Origin of the sequence: Rhodococcus sp. 06-462-5 (genome assembly GCF_002258315.1) — a bacterium.
Classification (GTDB): Bacteria; Actinomycetota; Actinomycetes; order Mycobacteriales; family Mycobacteriaceae; genus Rhodococcoides.
On record NZ_NOYD01000040.1, the window covers coordinates 1 to 20,106 of the forward strand.

Consider the following 20,106-nt stretch of genomic DNA (forward strand, 5'->3'; position numbering starts at 1 on the left):
CATACGTCTGACCCGTGCAATGGTCCATTCACCCACCGGGGTCTGCTGCGTGAATGGCACATCGCATACGTCTGAGCCGTGCAATGGTCCATTGACGCGGAGCGGGGGTGGGGTGAGCCCTAGGCGCTGAGCAACCTCGCGCAGCGCAGCAGACCCAGGTGACTGTAGGCCTGCGGATGGTTGCCGAGTGATCGTTCGGCGATGGGGTCGTATTCCTCACTGAGCAGTCCGGTCGGGCCTGCGGCGCTGACGAGTTGGGCGAACAGTGCTTCGGCTTCGGCGCGTTGTCCGACCAGGAGATATGCCTCGACGAGCCAGGCGGCGCAGAGGTGGAAGCCACCTTCGCCGCCGGGGAGTCCGTCGTCGTGGCGGTATCGGTACACGGTCGACCCGCTGCGCAGTTCGGCTTCGGTGGCGGTGACGGTGGCCGCGAAGCGTGGGTCGGCCGGGTCGATCAGTCCGGACAGTCCGATGAACAGCGTCGCGGCGTCGAGGTCGGTGCCGTCGTACGCGGCGGTGAAGGACTGTACTTCCTCGTTCCAGCCGTTGGCGAGTACTTCCTCGCGGATGGTCTCGCGTAGAGGTGCCCAGCCGGGTTCTGTTGTCCGACCGAACGTTTCGGCGAGTCGGATGGCGCGATCGACGGTGATCCAGCCCATCACCTTGGAATAGACGTGGTGACGGGGGTTGTCGCGGATCTCCCAGATGCCATGGTCGGGTTCGAACCAGCGACGCTCGACGGCTTCGACCATGGCACGGACGAGTTCCCAATCGTCGTCGGAGAGGCCGTGGTCCGATCCTGCGGCCTTGCGGGCATGGGCGAGAGCGGACACCAGTTCGACGATGGGGCCGAACACGTCCAGCTGAACCTGTTGGTTGGCAGCATTTCCCACGCGCACCGGACGCGAACCGGCGTAGCCCGGCAGCTCGTCGATGACAGCCTCGGGTGGGAGGCCGAGACCCCAGATCGTGTAGAGCGGGTGCAGACGCTCCGGACCGGAGACCGACTCGAGCACACCGTGGATCCAGGAAAGGTAGTTCTCGGCCTCCGCCATCGATCCGACGTCGACCAGCGCGGCTGCGGTGAGTGCGGCGTCGCGCAGCCAGCAGTAGCGGTAGTCCCAGTTACGCACTCCACCAATATCTTCGGGTAGTGAGGTGGTTGCGGCCGCCATGATCGAGCCGGACTCGGCGTGCACCAGGCCGCGCAGGGTCAGTGCCGATCGCTTCATCAGATCGCGCTTGAGCGGCGGCAGATCCAGGCCGTCGGCCCAGTCCTTCCAGTACACCTCCGACGCGCGGCGACGCTCCACCTCGTCCCACGGGTGTTCACTCAGATCGTCTGTGCCCAAACGTAATTCGAGAACGATCGGTCCGTTGGACGGATCGACCTCGGCGTGTGCCGTCTGTTGAGATCCATCGGAGACGATGTTCCAGGTGACGCCGGGACTGCGCAGCACCATCGGATCTGCCGTACCGAGAACGCGCAGACCGTCGACATCGGGTTCGAGTGAGGCCCACGCCTTTCCGAATTCCGGACGCGGCGCGAACGTGACCACCGCGGTGGCCTTGCCGGTGATGACTCGCGTCAGCGCGGTCTGGCCCTGGCCGATGTCGTGCGGCAGGTAATCGGTGACCTGCAAGCTCGCCCACTTGGTCTGCACTGTCATCGTGCCGTCCACGTACTGCTGACTCAGCGGGAGCGACGCGCGGGTGGGTCCGACGCTGAAGTGGCCGGCCTGATCGCCGCCGAGCAGGTGCGCGAACACTGCTGCGGAGTCGGGTTCGGGGTGACACAGCCAGGTGACGTCGGCGTCGGGGGTCAGCAGCGCAACGGCGTTGGGGCTGGCCAACATCGTCAGTCGCTCGATCCGCGGGGCGTCGGCTCCCGACAGCCACTGCCGCCGCTCTTCCAGCAGAAATGCCAGGGCGAGCGCGACCTGCTCGGTGCTGTCGATGCGGAACTCCGCGAGGGTGTCTCCCGGCCCGATCTTGACGCCGATGTCCGGCCCGTGCAGGTGTCCGAACGCCTTCTCGTCGGTGACGTCGTCGCCGAAAAACACTGCGGCAGTGGCGGCTTCCTGGTGGCGGAGGATATCGAGTGCGACGCCCTTGTCGGTGACGATGACAGCCAGCTCGATGACGGACTTGCCCTCGGTGACCTGAACCCCGTCCCGCGCAGCTGCGCCGGATCGCACGGCTGCGAGCGCTTCGTCACCGGCGGCGGTCTCGGCGTTGCGGACGTGCAGCGCCACGCTGGCCGGCTTGGTCTCGATGCTCACGCCGGGATGGGCGTCGGCGATGGCCTGTAGCTCGCCGGTGATGACGGTGAGGAGCTTCTTGGCGTCGTCGTCGATGGCGTTGACGAACCCGGCGTCGAACTCGCTGCCGTGGCTGCCCACCAGCTGCACCTCGGACGGCAGGCGGGAGAGAATCGCGAGATCGCGGAGGGCACGTCCGGAAATGACGGCAGCGTTGGTTCCGGCCAAGGAAGCGAGCCCGCGCATGGCGCTGACCGACTCGGGGTGCGGGAAGGCCTTCTGCGGGTCGGAGACGATCGGCGCCATGGTGCCGTCGTAATCGGACGCGACGAGCAGACGCGGAGTCCGAGCTACTCCAACGAGTGCGCGGCGAAGTTCGAGCGGCAATTCGAGAGCAGTCACCCGTCGAATCTAGGCGATGAACCCCGCCTCGGCGTACCTGGCTTTGTGCACCCGGTGTATCACTGCTGGTCGGGCACCAGACCGGGCGACGGCGTCACACCCGAGGCCGCCGACATCGATGCTGCAGACTTGGTGACGATGGCCAACATGGCTCGCTGCGCGGACTCGGCGTCACCGGATTGGATCGACGAGGCGACCACCCCGTGCAGACGAATTGCCTCCGGGTCGGCCTGCCTCGACATCAGGGCATGGCGGGTACGTCCGGCGAGCACCTCGACCACGATGTCGGACATCGATCGCAACATCGGATTGCCCGACGCCGCGAGCAACGTGCGATGAAAGTTGCAGTCGTGTTCGAGGTAGGCGTCGGAGTCGGCTGCTCTCGACGTCGACGACATTCCGATGACGGCGGCCGTCAACGCCCCGCATTGCTCGGGCGTCGCTCGGTGAGCTGCCAGCTTGGCTGCCAAAGGCTCGATGCCCGAACGTAATTCGCTGAGCAGTAGCAACTGTTCGGCACGGGCAGGCCCGGCCAGCTGCCAGCGGATCACCACCGGGTCGAGCGAGTTCCAGTTCTGCGAGCCCTGCACGGTGATTCCGACACGACGACGCACCGTGAGCAACCCCAGCGACTCGAGAACGCGCACGACCTCCCGCACGACCGTCCGCGACACGGTGAACCGCACGGCGACGTCGTCTGCCGAGATTCGGGTCCCGCTCGGAATCGCGCCGCTGACGATGTCGCGCCCGAGCTCGTCGAGCACCGAATCGTGCAGTTGGCGGAAGTCGTTGGTCTCGCTCATGTCCGGTCGATCGTCCCACGGGTTGCCCGGTTTCTCGCGTCTGTCCGATCCAGGCGGGCGCGATGGAGCAGTATCGAGGGATGGCATCGCAGACGACAGGCAGAGCGCATCATCCGGTTCTCGTGGTGATGGGAGTGTCCGGATCGGGCAAGTCCACGGTGGCGGGCATCCTCGCCGGGGCGCTGAAATGGGACCTCCAGGAGGGCGACGACCTGCACCCGGACGCCAACGTGGCCAAGATGGCGTCGGGGCAGCCGCTGACCGACGAGGACAGGTGGCCGTGGCTCGACGTGATCGCGGAATGGATCACCGACCACACCACCACGGGCCGATCCGGGATCGTGACGTGCTCGGCGCTCAAGCGGACGTACCGAGACGTGCTGGCTGCTGGGTCGAGGGAGGGGGCGGAGGTGATCTTCGTGCATCTGGCCGGAACGAAGGATCGGATCAGCGGTCGCCTCAATGCACGGATGGATCACTTCATGCCGTCCTCGCTGCTCGACACGCAGATCTCGACCCTCGAGCCGCTGGGCGACGACGAGAACTCCATCGTCGTCGACATCGGCCCGCCCCCGACCAAGATCGCCGAGCGCATCCTGCTCGAACTCGAGAAGCGAGCAGGGATGTCGGAGAGTCACTGATCGAAAAATTCAAGCAAGCACGCTTGCTTTTAAGTACTACGAATAACCAAAAGAACTTGTAAAAGTACGACGAATGCGAGATAGTGAGCTTGTTCACTTTTCAGTGAGGAGACAGCTCATGGTGCGAGGCGCACCCGCCAGGCCGGTCCAACTTCCCGTCCCCAACGCAGACGTATGGGACTGGCAACTCGACGGACTGTGTCGCGGACTGGACTCGTCCGTGTTCTTCCATCCCGAAGGTGAACGAGGTCGCGCTCGCACCTCGCGCGAGAAGTCCGCGAAGCAGGTCTGCGGCCGCTGCCCGGTACTCGAACAATGCCGTCAGCACGCACTCGAGGCCAACGAGCCCTACGGCGTGTGGGGCGGAATGTCGGCACACGATCGCGCCGACTTCTACCGTGGAGCCATCCGAACCGCCTGATCCCGCCGAGGCATATGGGTGCGGTGGTAAATGCGCGAGCATGTGCCGAACGCGTTCGTAATTGTCAACGTGCACATGGCGATTCCGCGCGCCGCTGGCGAACGCGCGCGCGTTTGCGAAGACCGGTCCGACGCCTTCGAGCCCTGACCGTCGCAAGCTCGACCGAACTTGTCGGTGGCTTCGTGTTTCATGACGACCCATGAACAAGGTCCTGCGTGCGACGCTCGTCAGTGCGGTCGTCATCACCACCGTCATCGGAATTGCGTCGTTCGTGCTCAGCTTCGCCGCACTCTGGGATCTCGCCACGATGGCAGGCGTTCCGCGCTCACTGTCCTGGCTGTGGCCGGTGATCGTCGACGGCACCATTCTGCAGGCCACGATCTCCGTCATCGCACTGGCTCAATTCGAGGATCAACGCAGTGGCCGACGCTTCTTCTGGGGCGTGTTGATCACGGCAGCTCTGGTGAGTATCGGCGCAAATGCCATGCACGCCTTCATCTCCGACGCCGGCACACTGCATCCAGCCCTGTCGGCGGCCATTGCCACCGTCGCCCCGGTGAGCTTGTTGGCCGCAACCCACGGACTCGGCATCCTCGTTCGGGTACCGGCGGAACTGCCGAAGACCACCGGCGTCGCCGAAGAAGAACTTGCCGTCGAGGAGCCTGCGATCACGGTCCCGCGATCCGAACCCGTGACACCTGCGCCCGAACTCCCCACCTCCGAGACGCCGGCACCCGCGCCGATGAAGCGCGTCGAGCCGGTCCACACCGAGCCGGAGCGCATCAAGCCGGAGCACATTCAGCCGGTCCGTATCGAGCAACCCATGCCCGAACCGGCGGTGCGCACGATCGAACCTCTCGACGAGGTGGATCGCTGGATTCTCGACGAGGAACGGGTGGACGATCTCTATCCCGTCGACGCGCCGTGACACCCGGTGGCACCATCGAAGGATGAGTTCACATCTGCCGAGATCCGTCGTTCCCGAAAAGCCGAAGCCGGGCCAGGAATCGGTCTGGGATTACCCACGTCCACCAAAGCTGGAGTCCTCGAACCGTTCCCTCGTCGTTCGGCTCGGCGGCGAGGTGATCGCCCGCACCACCGCCGCGTACCGAGTGCTCGAGACGAGCCATCCACCGACCTGGTACATCTCCCCGGCGGATGTTGTTCCGGGTGCGCTGACGCCCTCGGACGCCCGCTCGACGCATTGCGAGTGGAAGGGTGCTGCCACGTATTGGGACGTGCACGGAGGCGACGCTGTGGCACCGGCCGCGGCGTGGAGTTACGAGAACCCGACGCCACGGTTCACCGACATCGCCGGCTACCTCGCCTTCTCGCCTAGCCGCGTCGAATGCGAGATCGACGGCGAAGCGGTTCGGCCCCAGGAAGGCGGGTTCTACGAGGGCTGGATCACCGACGACGTCGTCGGGCCGTTCAAGGGAATCCCCGGCTCCTACGGCTGGTGACGGCCTAACTGCTGGGCAGCTCTGCGCGGGTGATGATCTGAATCGAACTCGCCGCACCGGGGTCGCTGCCGGTCACCAGCACGTCTCCGGTGCGCGGATCGACGGCGACGGAATTGGCCTGCGTCACCGTCGGAACGTCGCCCATAATGCGAGGAGAAGCGGGATCGGACACGTCGACCACTCGCAGTAGGTTCGACGCTGTCAGCGTCACGAACAGCAGGCGGCGTTCGGGATCCACGGCGAGCCCGTACGGGTTGCCGGGCGCATCGATCGACGCGATCTGACGAATGCCCCCGGCCGCGTCGACCGATGCGAGAAGGACCGTGCCGCCGTCGGTGTCGGCGAAACCGGCAGTCGTCTCGTTCACCGTCACCGCGTGCGTGAGTTTGACGCCGATCGGAGCCTGCGCCACCTCCTGCTGCGTCGCACCGTCGTAGACCCACACGCCGTTGCCCTGGACGTCCGCGACGGCAGCGAACGTGCCGAGAGCCGCGACCCCACCGGGTTGGACGGGCCCGGGCGGTAGTTCCGACACCACCGCCCCGTCCCGCAGGAAGATCACGCCGCCGCCCATCTCGTTGGTGGCCACGATGGTGCCGTCGGAGGTCTGCACGGCATCGTGTGGTTGACGGCCGACCCCGGTGGCGGTCGACAAGATTGCGCCGTCGTCGAGTGAGATCTCGAGCAGCTCGTCGCTGCCTTCGAGCGGAACCAACACCGGGCCGTCGGGACCTGCGAGCGAGAGATGGCGCGGTGCACCCGTCGTCGCGACCATCTGCCGCACGGCACCCGTGGCCGCGTCGAACAGCACCACGCCGTCGGGCTCACGTACCCCGGCAGCGGCGATGCCGGACGTCCCAACCACGACGCCCTCGGGAGCGCCAGGAAGTGGAACGACGGTACCGATCGGGTCGGCCGAGTCCGGAGCCTGTGCGGGCTCGGCCGCCGGAGTCGTTGCTGGAGTTGCGGGTTCGGTGGGGGACTCGGCAGAAGAGCAGCCGGCCAGCAACAGGAACGCGGCCGCAACCGTCACCATGCGCGCCCGCATCATCGGCGGTACTGCTCGAAGTGCAGGGCATCGTCCAGCGGGCGGCGGGTGCGCCAACCGAGGCGTTCCAAATCGGGTACCTCCTGAAATGATTCGACCGGGCCGACGCACAGCCAGGCGATGGGGCGAACCGGTGCGGGGATGTCGAGCAGCTCGGTGAGGTACGCCTCGTCGTAGAACGAGACCCAGCCGACGCCGACGTTCTCGGCTATCGCTGCGAGCCAGAGGTTTTCGATGGCCAGTACGGCGGAGAACAGTCCGGTGTCGTCGACGGTGTCGCGGCCGAGGACGTGCCGTCCTCCACGGTTCGGATCGTACGTGACCACCACACCGGTTCCGCTCGTCTCGATTCCCTCGATACGGATGGGGTCGAACGTCTTTCGGCGTTCGGCATCGAGCTTGTCCGCGAAGTCCTGTCGGCAACCGGCCACGTGGGCGGCGAATGCGCTCAGAGTGTCGGGCTTGCGGACGACCACGAAGTCCCAGGGCTGGGTGTTGCCGACGCTCGGGGCCTGATGCGCCGCTCCGAGAATTCGGCGCAGAGTCTCGTCGTCGACGACGGTTCCGTCGAACTCGGCGCGGACGTCGCGGCGAGATCGAATGGCCGCGTACACCGACAGGGCTGCCTCGGTCATGATATCCGTTCTCCTGTAGCAATTTTCAGACGTTCGTCGAGCTCGGCGACGAGGGCGGGCAGTCGATCTGCCGAGGTGGGCCGGCCGAGGTGGAAACCCTGCGCCCGACCGCACCGTAGTTCACGCAACGCCGTCATCGTCACCTCGTCCTCGACGCCCTCTGCCGTCACCGACAATCCCAGCGTACGGGCGAGTTCGACGGTCGAGCGCACGATGGCGGCGTGCGCGGGATTGTCGGCCATGCCGCCGATGAACGCGCGATCGATCTTCAACTCCTGTACCGGCAACCGTTCGATGTAGGCGAGCGAGCTGTAGCCCGTGCCGTAGTCGTCGATGGCGACCTGCACACCCATCGCGTGCAGAATCGACAGCTTCTCGGTCGCGCCGACAGGGTCGGTCATCGCCGAGGTCTCGGTCACCTCTACCGTCAACCGCCCCGGAGGGCAGTCGAATTCGGTCAGCGCCGTGCACACCTGCTCGATCAAGGTGTCGTCGAACAGATTTCGGGTCGAGATGTTGACAGCGATGCTCAGGTCGAGCCCATCGGCCTTCCACTGCTTGCGTTGGGCGAGGGCATGGGTGAGGACGTAGCTCGTCAGTGGCCGGATCAGTCCGGTGCGTTCGGCGGTGGGCAGGAATGCGCTGGGGGACAGGACGGTGCCGTTCGGATGATGCCACCGCAGCAGCGCTTCCACGCCGACGACGGTCATTGTCGTGAGGTCGACCTGGGGCTGGTAGTGCAGTCGCAGTTGGTCCGATTCGAGTGCTGTGGTGAGCTCGCCGAGCATGATGAGTTGCTCGCTCTTGTCCCGGTCCATCGATCGGTCGTAGTACGCGACTCGCGACTGTGCGGCTTTCGCTGTCTGGACGGCGAGGTCGGCACGCTGCACGAGTCGATCCGGCGTCGTCTCGTCGTCGCCCTCGGTAGCCGGAGAATTGGACGCGACGCCGACGCTCGCTTCGATCAGCAGCGTCATGTTCTCCACCTCGAAAGGCGTGGCGAATTGCTGTTGAATGTCCTCGGCCAGCGCGGCCGGGTCCATCGATTCCGTCGCTCCGCACAGCGCGAACTCGTCACCGGCCAAGCGTGCCAACAGAATCGAATCGTCGACGATGCTTCGCAGTCGGTCGGCGACCACCACGAGAACCCGGTCGCCCAGGCCGCGTCCGAACGTGTCGTTGATCTCCTTGAATCGATCGATATCGATTGTGAGCAACGTCGATCCACCGGCATTGCCCCAGACCTGATGTTCCAGGGCGCGCAGGTTGGCCAGGCCGGTGAGGTGATCGGTGTCGGCAACTGCACGCAACTGCACCGTTTGGGTGTGCAGCAATCGCAACAGATCGGTGATGCGAAACATCACCAGGATCACCAACGCTCCGGCGCAGAGCAGGACTGCCCAGCCCCACTGCTGAATCGGTTCGTCGCGAACGACCTCGATGAACATCACGATCGGTGCCGTCAAGGTGGCCGCGGTGAGCACGACGACCGTGGGGGTGGTGAACGACGCCATCAGATGGGCGTCGGATTCGATGTTCGGGTTGGTGATGCGACGCATGGACGGGTGCAGGGCGGCGACTCCGATGAGGACGTAGGACATGGTCCATCCGACGTCGAACAGCGACCGCTGGGACGAGGACTCGGGCATGATCGCGAAGTTGTTGACGGTGTCGGTGACGACGAGCAGCAGCACGGCACCGGTGAGCAGTCGGTAGGACAGGGCTCGCCATTGCCGTGATCCGACGAAGTGGGCCAGCAGTCCGAGCAGGAAGATGTCCATCGCGGGGTACGCGACTTCGACGAGTCCGCCCAATCCGGAGATCCCTTCCGCGCCGAGCGTCGGCTGAACGGCGAAGACCCAGGTGAGCAGTCCGAAGGCGACCATGATGATGGCACTGTTGGCGACATGTCCACGCTCACTGGCCCGCCACTTGTGGCGGGCGAGCAGAAACAGGCCGAAACCGTAGACCGGATAGCCGACGAGGTACAGCGCATCGGCGAGTGATGGATACGGCACGCTGCCGCGAGTGACGTGGATCCACTCGAAGACGATGTCGCCGAGTACCCACAGTGCGGTTCCGGTGGCGATGGCCAGCCAGGCTCTGCGGTTGGCCGGGCGATGCATCCTGGTACCGATCACGGTGGCAGCGACGGCGGAGGCTCCGACGAGTACGAAGACCGTCTGGGCCCAGACGATCGTGGGGACGAGGAAGTAGACGACGCAGCCGACTGCGCCGAGCGCTGCGTACCACCGCCACCAGGCCGTCACGATTTTCTCCAGCCGTTCACGCCGATCCGACGGCTTCAACAATGTCACACTCGGTGATCTGGGTCACTTCGTCCACCCTGATTGCTCGGGTTGTGCATGGAGGAGTGTCGGTAGCACGTGCGAGCATAGTTTCGTGGAGTCGAACACTCGGAATCCGGCGAGCATCATGCACGCCGATCTGGACTCCTTCTATGCCTCGGTGGAGCAGCGTGACGACCCTCGGTTGCGCGGCAAGCCGGTGATCGTCGGCGGGGGAGTGGTGCTCGCAGCCAGCTACGAGGCCAAGGCCTTCGGGGTACGCACGGCGATGAGTGGCGGGCAGGCCCGCGCCGTATGCCCGCAGGCGATCGTTGTGCCGCCGCGCATGGAGGCCTACTCGCGGGCGAGCAAGGACGTGTTCGACGTCTTCCACGACACCACCCCGCTGGTGGAGGGCATCTCCATCGACGAGGCGTTTCTCGACGTCGGCGGATTGCAGAAGATTGCGGGCACTGCGACGGAGATCGGACAGCGTCTGCGGCGGGAGGTCGCCGAACAGGTGGGGTTGCCCATCACCGTCGGGATCGCCACCACCAAGTTTCTGGCGAAGGTGGCCAGCGCCTTCGCCAAGCCCGACGGACTGCTGCTCGTGCCGCCCGGTGGCGAACTCGAGTTCCTGCATCCGCTGAACATCGAAAGGCTTTGGGGCGTAGGCAAAGTGACCGCAGAGAAGCTGCACGTCCTCGACATCAGGACCGTCGGCGACATCGCAGCCTACGGTGAGCGGTCGTTGGCCTCGGTCCTCGGTAAAGGGGCGGGTGCCCACCTCTACGCGCTGGCCATGGGCCGAGATCCGCGACGCGTCCAACCCGGGAAGTCGCGCAGTTCCATCGGCGCGCAGCGAGCACTCGGACGCGGCAGACACGACGCGGCCGAGGTGGAGGCCTCGTTGATCGGGCTCGTCGATCGCGTCACGCACCGTATGCGCGCAGCAGAGCGAACCGGACGAACGGTCATGTTGCGCTTGCGGTTTGCCGACTTCACTCGCGCCACCCGCTCGCACACGCTCGATCGCGACACCGCCGACACCCGAGACATCCTGGACGCCGCACTCGAACTGCTCCGCGATGCCGCACCGCTGATCGCCGACAAGGGCATCACCCTCGTCGGTGTCACCGTCTCGAGTATCGACAAGGGTGGAGCCGAACAGCTCGAGTTGCAGTTCGACGCACCGCAGGTGCGCAAGCCCCCGGAGGCATCGGCTCTCGACCGTGCGCTCGACGGGGTGCACAAGAAGTTCGGATCGACATCGCTCACTCGTGGGGTGCTTCTCGGCCGCGATCCGGGAATCTCGGTTCCGCTGTTGCCGGACTGACTACCGTCGTGTTGTCGGATGCACCCGGAAGCCGGTGGGCATCATGGTCAGTCGCTCCACGACCCGTAATTCGTACGACGGGTCGGCTCGCAAATCGAAACGCTGAAGAATCGTTCCGAGTACCAGGACCGCCTCGTGAATGGCGAATTGCCTGCCGATGCAGGCGCGTTCACCGGTGCCGAAGGGCTTGTAGACATGAGCCGGTCTGGCCCTGATCCGGTCGGGTAGGAAGTTGTCCGGGTCGAACTCGCCGGGACGATCGCCCCACACCGGATCGCGATGCAGGGCCGTCACCAGCACGATCGCCCAGTCCCCGGCCTCCATTCGGTAGCCGTCACCGACGGTGGTCTCGGCCCGTGCCCCTCGGCCGAACGCGGGAACCGTCGGCCACAGGCGCAACGATTCGTCGAGGACTCGGCGGACGTACCTCAGCTTGGGGACCTGCCCGAACTCCGGCTTTCCCGCACCCCACACCTCGTCGACCTCGGCGCGGGCCCGCTCGAAGACCTCCGGATGTGTCGCCAGGTAGTACAGCGCGAACGACAGTGCAGCGGAGGTGGTCTCGTGTCCGGCGATCAGGAACGTCAGGATCTGGTAGCCGATGTTGGCTTCGCTCAATGCATTCGGATTGTCGACCTCGCGTGCCGCGTCCATCATGATCTGCAGCAGGTCGTGGAAGTCTTCGGTGGACCGGTGCCTGGTCCGGACGACGTCTGCAAGGACGTCGGCCAGGTACTGCTTGTTGTGTGCGTATCTTCGGTCGGATCGGGCGAACAGGGGCTTGGCGATTGCTGGGATCTTCAGCAACGCACGCCGCTGGTTGTACGTCAGTGCGCCGACCATGGCGGAGACGAACGGATGCGGCTCGGTTCGCTCGAACGAGCCGAAGCTGTAACTGAATCCGGTGCGACCGATGGTCTCGAGCGTCAGTTTCGTCATGTCCGAGGACACGTCGGTCGTTGCGCCGGTGCGTGCGCGGTCTTCCCAGTGCCGAACCAGATCGTCGGCGACGTCGACCATGATCTCGTGGTAGCCGCGCATGGCGCCGGCGGTGAACGCCGGACGTAGAAGATCGTGGGCGCGTTGCCAGTTCGGCTCGTGGTTATAGGCGGTGAACAGCCCGTCGGCCCCGATGTCGCGCAGATTCTCGACGCCGGGAGGCAGAAACTTCTCGAAGCGCTTCTCATCGCACAACTCGCCCACCACGTCGGCACCGGAGGCGAAGACGAAGCGCCGGCCGAGGACGTTCCGCTCGAACATCGGGCCGAGGCGGCCTGCCATGGCGGTCGAATCCTGAACCGGGGTGCGCGGGTCGACGCCGACGAGGTCGCCGAGCACGGGAATTCGGTACGGGGGATGCGGTAGAGCGCCGTTTCGTACCGCGAACTCTGTCGACATCGCCACTCCGTCGTCTCGAGACCGACCCTGTTGAACCGGTGTCCAATAGTGACCGTACTCACTGTTGAACTCGTGTCAAGTAAAGTTCGAGGCCCATGACCACACCCCGTAAGCGGATGACGCCGACGCAACGGCGTGCGCAGCTACTCGAGATCGGCTCGGCGCTGTTCGCCGAGCGGCCCTACGAGGACGTGTGGATCGAGGAGGTCGCCGATCTCGCGGGCGTCTCCCGCGGGTTGATGTACCACTACTTCCCGTCCAAGCGGGAGTTCTTCGTCGAGGTCGTGCGCACCGAATCCGAGCGAAACCTCGACCTCACCGCACCGGACACCTCCCTTCCGGTCCTCGAGCAGATCGCCGCCGGTCTCGATGCCTACATCTCCTACACCGACGAGCATGCGCACGGCGTCCGCGCCGTCAACCGCGGGTCCCTGCTGGGAGACCGACGGATCGACGACATCCTCAGCCGCGAGTTCGAGATCCAGCAGGAGCGGATCCTGGCTGCTCTGCCCGAACGATTTCGCGACGACGAAATGGTCCGTACTGCACTGCGCGGGTGGGTGGCCTTCGTGCGCGCGGTGTGCCTGGACTGGGTGGAGCGCAGAACTCTGAGCCGAGAACAGGTTCGTGCGGTGTGTCTACGTGCCGTGGCAGGTCTTCTCGAGGTGTGACCTGCGGGGTTATCGTCGACGCATGTGCCGAAACATCACCACCCTGCGAGGGTTGGAACCCCACGCCACCGACGAGGAGATCGAAGCGGCCGCGCGTCAGTACGTCCGCAAGATCAGTGGCGTGCAGAAGACGTCCGACGCCACCCGCGACGCATTCGAGCTGGCCGTCGCCGAGGTCACGGCAACGACGCACCGGCTCCTCGATGCGCTCCCGGAGCGGCGTCAGCCCCCGCCGACGGTGCCACCGCTGAGGCGTCCCGAAGTGCAGGCGCGAATTGCGGCAAAGGCCGGGTCCTGAGCTCTTTCCTAGAGGGTGCTGTCGGGTGGCACCGCTGGAAGTCCTTCGCTCACGCGCAGCTTCTCGGCCATCGAGCTGAGCAGGTTCTGGGATTCCTCGGACAAGTCGAAAGCCCTGGCGGACAGGCGACGTAGGCCGTATCCCTGCAGTTGGGTGAGCAGTTCGAGGTCGTGATCGACCTTGGCCGCATAGATGTCGTCGAAGAAGTAGTCGGACTTGACCTTGAAGAACGCGGCCAGTGCCGCCACTGTGTCCGCAGACGGATTGGCGCGCTGCCCCGACCGCAACTGCGAGATGTACGGCTTGGAGATCTGATGCCCGCGCAGAGCGAGAGCATCGGCGACCTCGGCATTGGTGTGTGGCTTGCGTCCGGGCGGGTGGATCGTGGAGAACAGATGGTTCAGACGTGCGGCGAAATCAGCGGACATCGGGGATGTGTGTGCCTTCCTGATACAGCCGCTGCCCACCCGGGCAGATCGGTCCGCCGCGGACCGAACCGGCTCATAGTAACCGCTGCTGCGATTCCGTCGAACCACGGCTGACCTGCAGAAACTCATCCGAAAATCGTACTGATCGGTTTCATGCGGCGGGTGACGTGCGGTGTCGAGTCCGCGCAACCGGGTGCCCTGGACACTGGATCGAACGAATGCTTTTCCGCAGAATCGGACACGTGATTCGAGGCTCGGTGGCAGACTGTCTTGCCAGGCGAAGGGGGTGGACATGACCGGTCGTCGACGGCGAACGTTCGATTCACGAGACGGTGACGCGGAGGTGGTCGAGCCACTGCTGCGTGCAGTGCTGTCCTATGCGCCGCGGGACGAGTCGCCCATGCCGCACCCGTCCGAGGGAATCACGCTCCGGGCCGACGACGGCTCCGGGTTCGTACGGCTCGAACTCGCCATCGCCGACGATCTCGGCGCAGGCATCCCAGGGCCGTTCGGGTCCAGGTTCTACGAATGTGGATCGTTCGAAGTGATTGTCCCGCAACGAGATCCCCGGGACGGCGCGCTGTTGATGATTCACCTGCTCGACGCGCGAGCGCCTCGCCGATTCGAGTTCGCCACGTCCATGCCGCCCCGGTGGAGCCTACGGCTCGAGCACGACGGCTCGGTGTCGGTACTCGACGATCTCGGCGATGCGGTGATATTCATCGGCCGCCCATGGGCTTTCGACTCCGACCTGCATCCGGTTCACGTGCACTACACCATCGAGAACGGCCTCCTGGTGCAGAACGTCCTGGCCACCGCGGACACCGGATATCCCATTCTCATCGATCCCGACCCCGATGCGATCATCACCGGAGACGGGCGACTGATCACCGAGACCTGGACTCCCCGCTTGGTGGCGGGCGGAATCGTCGAGGATCTGCCGCCGAAATCTCTGTCGAGCTGATGTCCTTGCGGCGCAACGTGACTCAGAACGGATCGTGCTGAATGTGCTCCATCGGCGTGCCGACCTTGCGGAGGGCGTAGATCGTCGTCCGTACCATCGACGGCGACCCGCAGATCTGGATCTGCCGATCGGCCCACGAGCCGAACTGGGTCACCACCTTGCCCACCGCGCCGTGCAGACGATGGTGCATTCCCCACGGTAGTTCGCGAGGTGCACCCGAGTACCACCACGGATTCTCGAGCTCCTCGGTCACCGGAACCACGGTCAGCCACGGATTCGACAGCGACAGCTGCCACAGAGTGTCCAGATCGTAGAGATCGCACGGATACGTCCCGCTGACGAACAGATGCACCCGCGGATTGTTGCTGCGCTGCGCCATCTCCATGACCTGCGCGCGCAGCGGAGCCAGGCCGGTGCCTCCTGCGATCATCAGCACGTCCTCGCCGATCGCGCGATCGACATGCATCCCGCCCAGCGGCGGGCTGATGGACCAGCGGTCACCGACCGCCGTCTCGGTGACCATCGCCGGCGACACCCAACCACCGGATACGCGTCGAACATGGAACTCGATCTCCCCGTACGGATTGCTGGGGATGGCCGGGGACAGATACCGCCACAGCTTGGGCCGCTGCGGAATCTGCACACTGACGTACTGCCCGGGGAAGTACGGGATTTCGCCGTCGGTCTTGAGCCGCACGACCGCGAGGTCGTCGAGAGGCCGATGATGTTCGACGACGGTGGCACTCCAGAACGGCGGCAGTTCGTCGTTGTCGGCGGCGACGGCCATCGCATCGCCGACGACGGTGAGTGCGTCGTTCCAAGCCGTCTCGACCTCGTCGGTCCACACCTCGTTCCCGGCGAAAGTACGGAACGCGCTGATCAGGGCCGAGCTCCCCGCGCGAAAATGTGCCCCGGAGATTCCGTGCTTGCGGTGGTCCCGGCCGAGTTGCTCGAGGAACGGCTCGACGCGGTCCGGGTCGTCGAGATGCTCGAAGACGTAGCCGAGTGCCATGACGAAGTGTTCTCGCAACGCATCCATCGATGCGGGGAACAGGGCGCGGAAGTCGGGGTGCTCGGCGAAGAGGTGGCCGTAGAAGGACCGGGACAGCCGCGCCGGTCCGTCCTGGGCGGCCACGACGGACTTGAAGCCGGTGCGGACCAGGGAGATCGTGCGTGCGTCGAGCATCGATCCACCTCCACCCCACCGAATCACTGCTGATGACATCGCCGCCGTCGACCGTCACCAAAGTAGACCGATCGAGGATATCCCGCATGTCGCCGAATGTGGAGAAAAACAAGGTTGAGCGGAACAGACTCAACTTGTCTATGGTTGTAGTCATCGACAGGCTTTGCAATCCACTCTGGAAAGAAGGTGACCGGTGGACAGTTTCACTCCCACCACGAAGTCGCAGGCAGCGCTTTCTGCTGCTCTGCAGGCCGCATCCGCGGCCGGAAACCCGGATATCCGTCCGGCACATTTGTTGGTGGCGTTGCTCGATCAGACCGACGGCATCGCCACACCCTTGCTGAAGGCCGTCGGCGTCGACCCCGCAACGGTGCGTCGAGAAGCGCAGAACCTGGTCGACCGCCTGCCCTCGGCATCCGGTTCGACCACCACTCCGCAACTCGGCCGTGAAACCCTCGCCGCGATCACCGCCGCACAGCACCTGGCCACCGAACTCGACGACGAGTTCGTCTCCACCGAGCACCTCATGGTGGGGCTGGCGACCGGAAGCGACGATGTCGCCAAGCTGTTGACCGGCCACGGAGCCGGACCCAACGAGCTGCGCGACGCCTTCCAGGCCGTCCGTGGCAGCGCTCGGGTCACCAGCGCAGATCCCGAGAACACCTATCAAGCGCTGGAGAAGTACAGCACCGATCTGACCGCGCTGGCCCGAGAAGGCAAGCTCGATCCCGTCATCGGCCGCGACACCGAGATCAGGCGCGTCGTCCAGGTTCTCTCGCGACGCACCAAGAACAACCCGGTGCTGATCGGCGAACCGGGCGTCGGCAAGACGGCCATCGTCGAAGGGCTCGCGCAGCGCGTCATCGCGGGAGATGTTCCGGAGAGCCTGCGCGGCAAGACCGTGGTCTCCCTCGACCTCGGTTCGATGGTCGCGGGCGCGAAGTTCCGCGGTGAATTCGAGGAGCGGCTCAAGGCCGTGCTCGACGACATCAAGAACTCCGCCGGGCAGGTGATCACGTTCATCGACGAGCTGCACACCATCGTCGGTGCAGGCGCGACCGGCGAATCCGCGATGGACGCGGGCAACATGATCAAGCCGATGCTGGCTCGCGGCGAACTGCGCCTCGTCGGTGCGACGACCCTCGAGGAGTACCGCAAGTACATCGAGAAGGACGCCGCCCTCGAACGACGCTTCCAGCAGGTCTACGTCGGTGAGCCGTCGGTCGAGGACACCGTCGGCATCCTGCGCGGACTCAAGGAACGCTACGAGGTGCACCACGGCGTCCGGATCACGGACTCCGCCCTGGTCGCTGCGGCAACACTCAGTGATCGGTACATCACCGCCCGGTTCCTCCCGGACAAGGCCATCGACCTCGTCGACGAGGCCGCGTCGCGGCTGCGGATGGAGATCGACTCGCGCCCCGTCGAGATCGACGAGGTCGAACGCGCCGTCCGTCGCCTCGAAATCGAGGAGATGGCCCTGGCGAAGGAGACCGACGACGCGTCGAAGGCTCGGCTCGACAAGCTGCGCCAGGAGCTCGCCGATCTGCAGGAGAAGCTCGCCGGGCTCAGCACCCGCTGGCAGAACGAGAAGAACGCCATCGACTCGGTGCGGGTCCTGAAGGAGGAGCTCGAGAACCTGCGCGGCGAATCCGATCGCGCCGAACGCGACGGCGATCTGGGCAAGGCCGCCGAGTTGCGCTACGGACGCATCCCGACCCTCGAGAAGGAGCTCGAAGCCAAGACCGAGGACTCGCCGGCCCAGGGTGACGTGATGCTCAAGGAAGAAGTGGGACCGGACGACGTCGCCGATGTCGTCGCGGCCTGGACCGGAATCCCGGCGGGCCGGATGCTCGAGGGCGAGACCGCCAAGCTGCTCCGCATGGAAGACGAACTCGGCAAACGAGTCGTCGGGCAGAAAGACGCAGTACAAGCTGTGTCCGACGCCGTCCGACGCTCGCGCGCCGGGGTGGCCGATCCCAACCGTCCGACGGGATCGTTCCTCTTCCTCGGCCCCACCGGCGTCGGCAAGACCGAGCTGGCGAAGGCGTTGGCGGAGTTCCTGTTCGACGACGAACGCGCGATGGTGCGCATCGACATGAGCGAGTACAGCGAGAAGCATGCCGTCGCTCGGCTCGTCGGTGCACCTCCGGGCTACGTCGGGTACGAGGCCGGTGGTCAGCTGACCGAGGCGGTGCGCAGGCGTCCGTACACGGTGGTGCTCTTCGACGAGGTCGAGAAGGCGCACCCCGACGTGTTCGACATCCTGCTCGCAGTGCTCGACGAAGGCCGACTGACCGACGGCCAGGGCCGGACCGTCGACTTCCGCAACACGATCCTGATCCTCACCTCCAACCTCGGTGCCGGCGGTACCAAGGAGCAGGTGATGGACGCGGTGCGGCGTTCGTTCAAGCCCGAGTTCGTCAACCGACTCGACGACGTGGTGGTGTTCGACGCGTTGTCGGAGGATCAGCTCGAGTCGATCGTCGACATCCAGCTCGGCTTCCTCGCCAAGCGTCTGGCGGCTCGTCGCCTGACGCTGGAGGTGTCGTCGCCGGCCAAGATGTGGCTAGCCGCGCGCGGCTACGACCCGCTCTACGGCGCGCGGCCGTTGCGTCGGCTGATCCAGCAGGCCATCGGAGATCAACTGGCGAAGCTACTGCTCGCCGGCGACGTCCACGACGGCGACGTGGTGTCGGTCAACGTCAGCCCGGACGGCGATCACCTGATCCTGGGCTAGCCGCGGTGTTGTCCGGAACAGGCCCGCACGAGCGCTGCTCGTGCGGGCCTGTTTTGTGCCTTCGACCGGGGTGTACCGGGTAGGTACGCTCGTGGAATGACGAATCCGGACGACCCGCGGTCACCTCGAGAACGCGATCAGGACGCGGCACGCCAGGCGCAGTCATCCGAGCCGACCCAGGACTCCGGTGGGCAGCACCCCGGAGCCCAGCAGTACCCCGGGGCCCAGCAGTACCCCGGAGCCCAGCAGTACCCCGACGGCGCGCACCCCACCGAGGCATATCCGACGCAGGCGTATCAGAACCCGGGATATCAGAATCCGGATCCGCAGGCGTATCCGCCGGGGTATCAGCCCACGCAGGCATTTCCGCCGTACGACCCCGAGCAGCAGGCGGCGGCGAATCAGGCCTACGGCCAGACCCAGCAGTACGGCCAGACCCCGGGTTACGGCCAGGCCCCGGGGTACGACACTGCTCAGTACGGGCAACCCCAGCAGTACGGCCAGCCACCGCAGTACGGCAACACTCAGCAATTCGGCCACACTCAGCAATTCGGACAACCGCCGGAATACGGCGCTCCGCCTCCCGCCGAAGGACCGAACGGCGCCGATTCCGGCAGCAAGGGGCCCCGCCCGTGGGTTCTGGCGCTCATCGGACTCGTCGTCCTCGCCATCGTCGTGGTGTTCGGAATTTCCTTCCTGAGCGGGGGATCGGACGAGCCCGACACCACTGCCACCGGCCCGTCGACGTCGACCTCGATCCGGCCGCCCACCTCCAGTGCGCCCACGACCACGCCGCAGCCCACCGAATCGGGCACTGCCACCACCCCCGAGCTGATCCCGGGGGGAATCCCCGAGATTCTCGGACAGCTCGGTTCGTCGGTGGGAACGATCACCGCCAACGACGGCTCGACTCTGACGCTCGACGGTCTCGACGGCGCTCCGGTGACGGTGCAGACCACACCCCAGACCCAGATAATCTCGTTGTCCGGTAGCGATCTGGCGTCGCTGACCGTCGGTGCTTTCGTCGTGGTGCAGGGCGAGGCCGTCGAGGACGGAACGATTCGCGCGAACGTCGTCATCGAGACGCCCAGTCTCGGCGGTTAGGCGACGCGAGCGGTCTTGG

The 20,106-nt window shown here is 65.5% G+C and carries 18 protein-coding genes; 10 read left to right on the forward strand and 8 right to left on the reverse strand.

The window, feature by feature from the left end:
- Positions 1 to 119: 119 nt before the first annotated feature.
- Together otsB and CH251_RS19245 are read right to left on the reverse strand one after the other, a co-directional pair.
- A complete protein-coding gene (gene otsB / locus CH251_RS19240) occupies positions 120 to 2,663 on the reverse strand; it encodes a trehalose-phosphatase (protein WP_094614582.1) in 2,544 nt (847 codons plus the stop codon).
- A 59-nt stretch (positions 2,664 to 2,722) separates the two neighbouring features.
- Positions 2,723 to 3,466 carry a FadR/GntR family transcriptional regulator gene (locus CH251_RS19245; RefSeq protein WP_094614583.1) on the reverse strand — a complete coding sequence of 248 codons (744 nt, stop codon included), beginning with the start codon at positions 3,464 to 3,466 and terminating at the stop codon, positions 2,723 to 2,725.
- An 80-nt stretch (positions 3,467 to 3,546) separates the two neighbouring features.
- Here CH251_RS19245 and CH251_RS19250 point away from each other — a divergent pair, with 80 nt between their 5' ends.
- The 4 genes from CH251_RS19250 to CH251_RS19265 all read left to right on the forward strand — a co-directional run bounded on the left by CH251_RS19250 (position 3,547) and on the right by CH251_RS19265 (position 5,991).
- The gene (locus CH251_RS19250) at positions 3,547 to 4,107 is read left to right on the forward strand and encodes a gluconokinase (RefSeq protein ID WP_094614584.1); all 561 of its coding nucleotides are present in this window, start codon (positions 3,547 to 3,549) and stop codon (positions 4,105 to 4,107) included.
- A 118-nt stretch (positions 4,108 to 4,225) separates the two neighbouring features.
- Positions 4,226 to 4,528, forward strand: a complete 303-nt coding sequence (locus CH251_RS19255) for a WhiB family transcriptional regulator (RefSeq protein ID WP_032397411.1) — start codon at positions 4,226 to 4,228, stop codon at positions 4,526 to 4,528.
- Positions 4,529 to 4,727: 199 nt separating this feature from the next.
- Positions 4,728 to 5,456, forward strand: coding sequence for a DUF2637 domain-containing protein (locus CH251_RS19260; RefSeq protein WP_094614585.1), 729 nt, complete (start codon positions 4,728 to 4,730; stop codon positions 5,454 to 5,456).
- A 22-nt stretch (positions 5,457 to 5,478) separates the two neighbouring features.
- Positions 5,479 to 5,991: a DUF427 domain-containing protein gene (locus CH251_RS19265; protein WP_094614586.1), complete on the forward strand. Its 513-nt coding sequence runs from the start codon at positions 5,479 to 5,481 to the stop codon at positions 5,989 to 5,991.
- A gap of 4 nt (positions 5,992 to 5,995) precedes the next feature.
- Here the strand turns inward: CH251_RS19265 and CH251_RS19270 are convergent, their stop codons facing one another.
- From CH251_RS19270 to CH251_RS19280, 3 genes are read right to left on the reverse strand one after another with little or no spacing between them, the layout of a single operon-like run.
- Positions 5,996 to 7,042 carry a hypothetical protein gene (locus CH251_RS19270; protein WP_256979184.1) on the reverse strand — a complete coding sequence of 349 codons (1,047 nt, stop codon included), beginning with the start codon at positions 7,040 to 7,042 and terminating at the stop codon, positions 5,996 to 5,998.
- Positions 7,039 to 7,659, reverse strand: coding sequence for a 5,6-dimethylbenzimidazole synthase (gene bluB / locus CH251_RS19275; RefSeq protein ID WP_179273720.1), 621 nt, complete (start codon positions 7,657 to 7,659; stop codon positions 7,039 to 7,041). Before bluB ends, CH251_RS19270 begins: the two co-directional genes overlap by 4 nt.
- Positions 7,660 to 7,670: 11 nt before the next feature.
- On the reverse strand, positions 7,671 to 9,944 hold the full coding sequence (locus CH251_RS19280) for a bifunctional diguanylate cyclase/phosphodiesterase (RefSeq protein WP_094614601.1): 2,274 nt from the start codon (positions 9,942 to 9,944) through the stop codon (positions 7,671 to 7,673).
- Positions 9,945 to 10,077: 133 nt separating this feature from the next.
- Here CH251_RS19280 and dinB point away from each other — a divergent pair, with 133 nt between their 5' ends.
- Complete coding sequence (dinB, locus tag CH251_RS19285) at positions 10,078 to 11,298, forward strand: DNA polymerase IV (protein WP_094614589.1); 1,221 nt, start codon at positions 10,078 to 10,080, stop codon at positions 11,296 to 11,298.
- Here the strand turns inward: dinB and CH251_RS19290 are convergent, their stop codons facing one another.
- Complete coding sequence (locus CH251_RS19290; protein ID WP_094614590.1) at positions 11,299 to 12,696, reverse strand: cytochrome P450; 1,398 nt, start codon at positions 12,694 to 12,696, stop codon at positions 11,299 to 11,301.
- Between the two features lie 95 nt (positions 12,697 to 12,791).
- On the opposite strand from CH251_RS19290, the gene CH251_RS19295 reads away from it, so the two are divergent.
- Both CH251_RS19295 and CH251_RS19300 read left to right on the forward strand, forming a co-directional pair.
- Positions 12,792 to 13,367: a TetR/AcrR family transcriptional regulator gene (locus CH251_RS19295; RefSeq protein ID WP_094614591.1), complete on the forward strand. Its 576-nt coding sequence runs from the start codon at positions 12,792 to 12,794 to the stop codon at positions 13,365 to 13,367.
- Positions 13,368 to 13,389: 22 nt separating this feature from the next.
- Positions 13,390 to 13,665: a DUF2277 domain-containing protein gene (locus CH251_RS19300; RefSeq protein WP_094614592.1), complete on the forward strand. Its 276-nt coding sequence runs from the start codon at positions 13,390 to 13,392 to the stop codon at positions 13,663 to 13,665.
- Between the two features lie 8 nt (positions 13,666 to 13,673).
- Here the strand turns inward: CH251_RS19300 and CH251_RS19305 are convergent, their stop codons facing one another.
- Positions 13,674 to 14,093 carry a helix-turn-helix domain-containing protein gene (locus CH251_RS19305; protein WP_094614602.1) on the reverse strand — a complete coding sequence of 140 codons (420 nt, stop codon included), beginning with the start codon at positions 14,091 to 14,093 and terminating at the stop codon, positions 13,674 to 13,676.
- A gap of 292 nt (positions 14,094 to 14,385) precedes the next feature.
- On the opposite strand from CH251_RS19305, the gene CH251_RS19310 reads away from it, so the two are divergent.
- Positions 14,386 to 15,057, forward strand: coding sequence for a hypothetical protein (locus tag CH251_RS19310; RefSeq protein ID WP_094614593.1), 672 nt, complete (start codon positions 14,386 to 14,388; stop codon positions 15,055 to 15,057).
- 22 nt (positions 15,058 to 15,079) lie between these two features.
- Here the strand turns inward: CH251_RS19310 and CH251_RS19315 are convergent, their stop codons facing one another.
- On the reverse strand, positions 15,080 to 16,243 hold the full coding sequence (locus CH251_RS19315; RefSeq protein WP_094614594.1) for a globin domain-containing protein: 1,164 nt from the start codon (positions 16,241 to 16,243) through the stop codon (positions 15,080 to 15,082).
- Between the two features lie 193 nt (positions 16,244 to 16,436).
- Here CH251_RS19315 and clpB point away from each other — a divergent pair, with 193 nt between their 5' ends.
- Positions 16,437 to 18,983 (forward strand): ATP-dependent chaperone ClpB, encoded by a 2,547-nt coding sequence (gene clpB, locus CH251_RS19320; RefSeq protein ID WP_094614595.1) that lies wholly within the window; start codon positions 16,437 to 16,439, stop codon positions 18,981 to 18,983.
- Between the two features lie 96 nt (positions 18,984 to 19,079).
- A complete protein-coding gene (locus CH251_RS19325) occupies positions 19,080 to 20,087 on the forward strand; it encodes a DUF5666 domain-containing protein (RefSeq protein ID WP_094614596.1) in 1,008 nt (335 codons plus the stop codon).
- Positions 20,088 to 20,106: the final 19 nt, after the last annotated feature.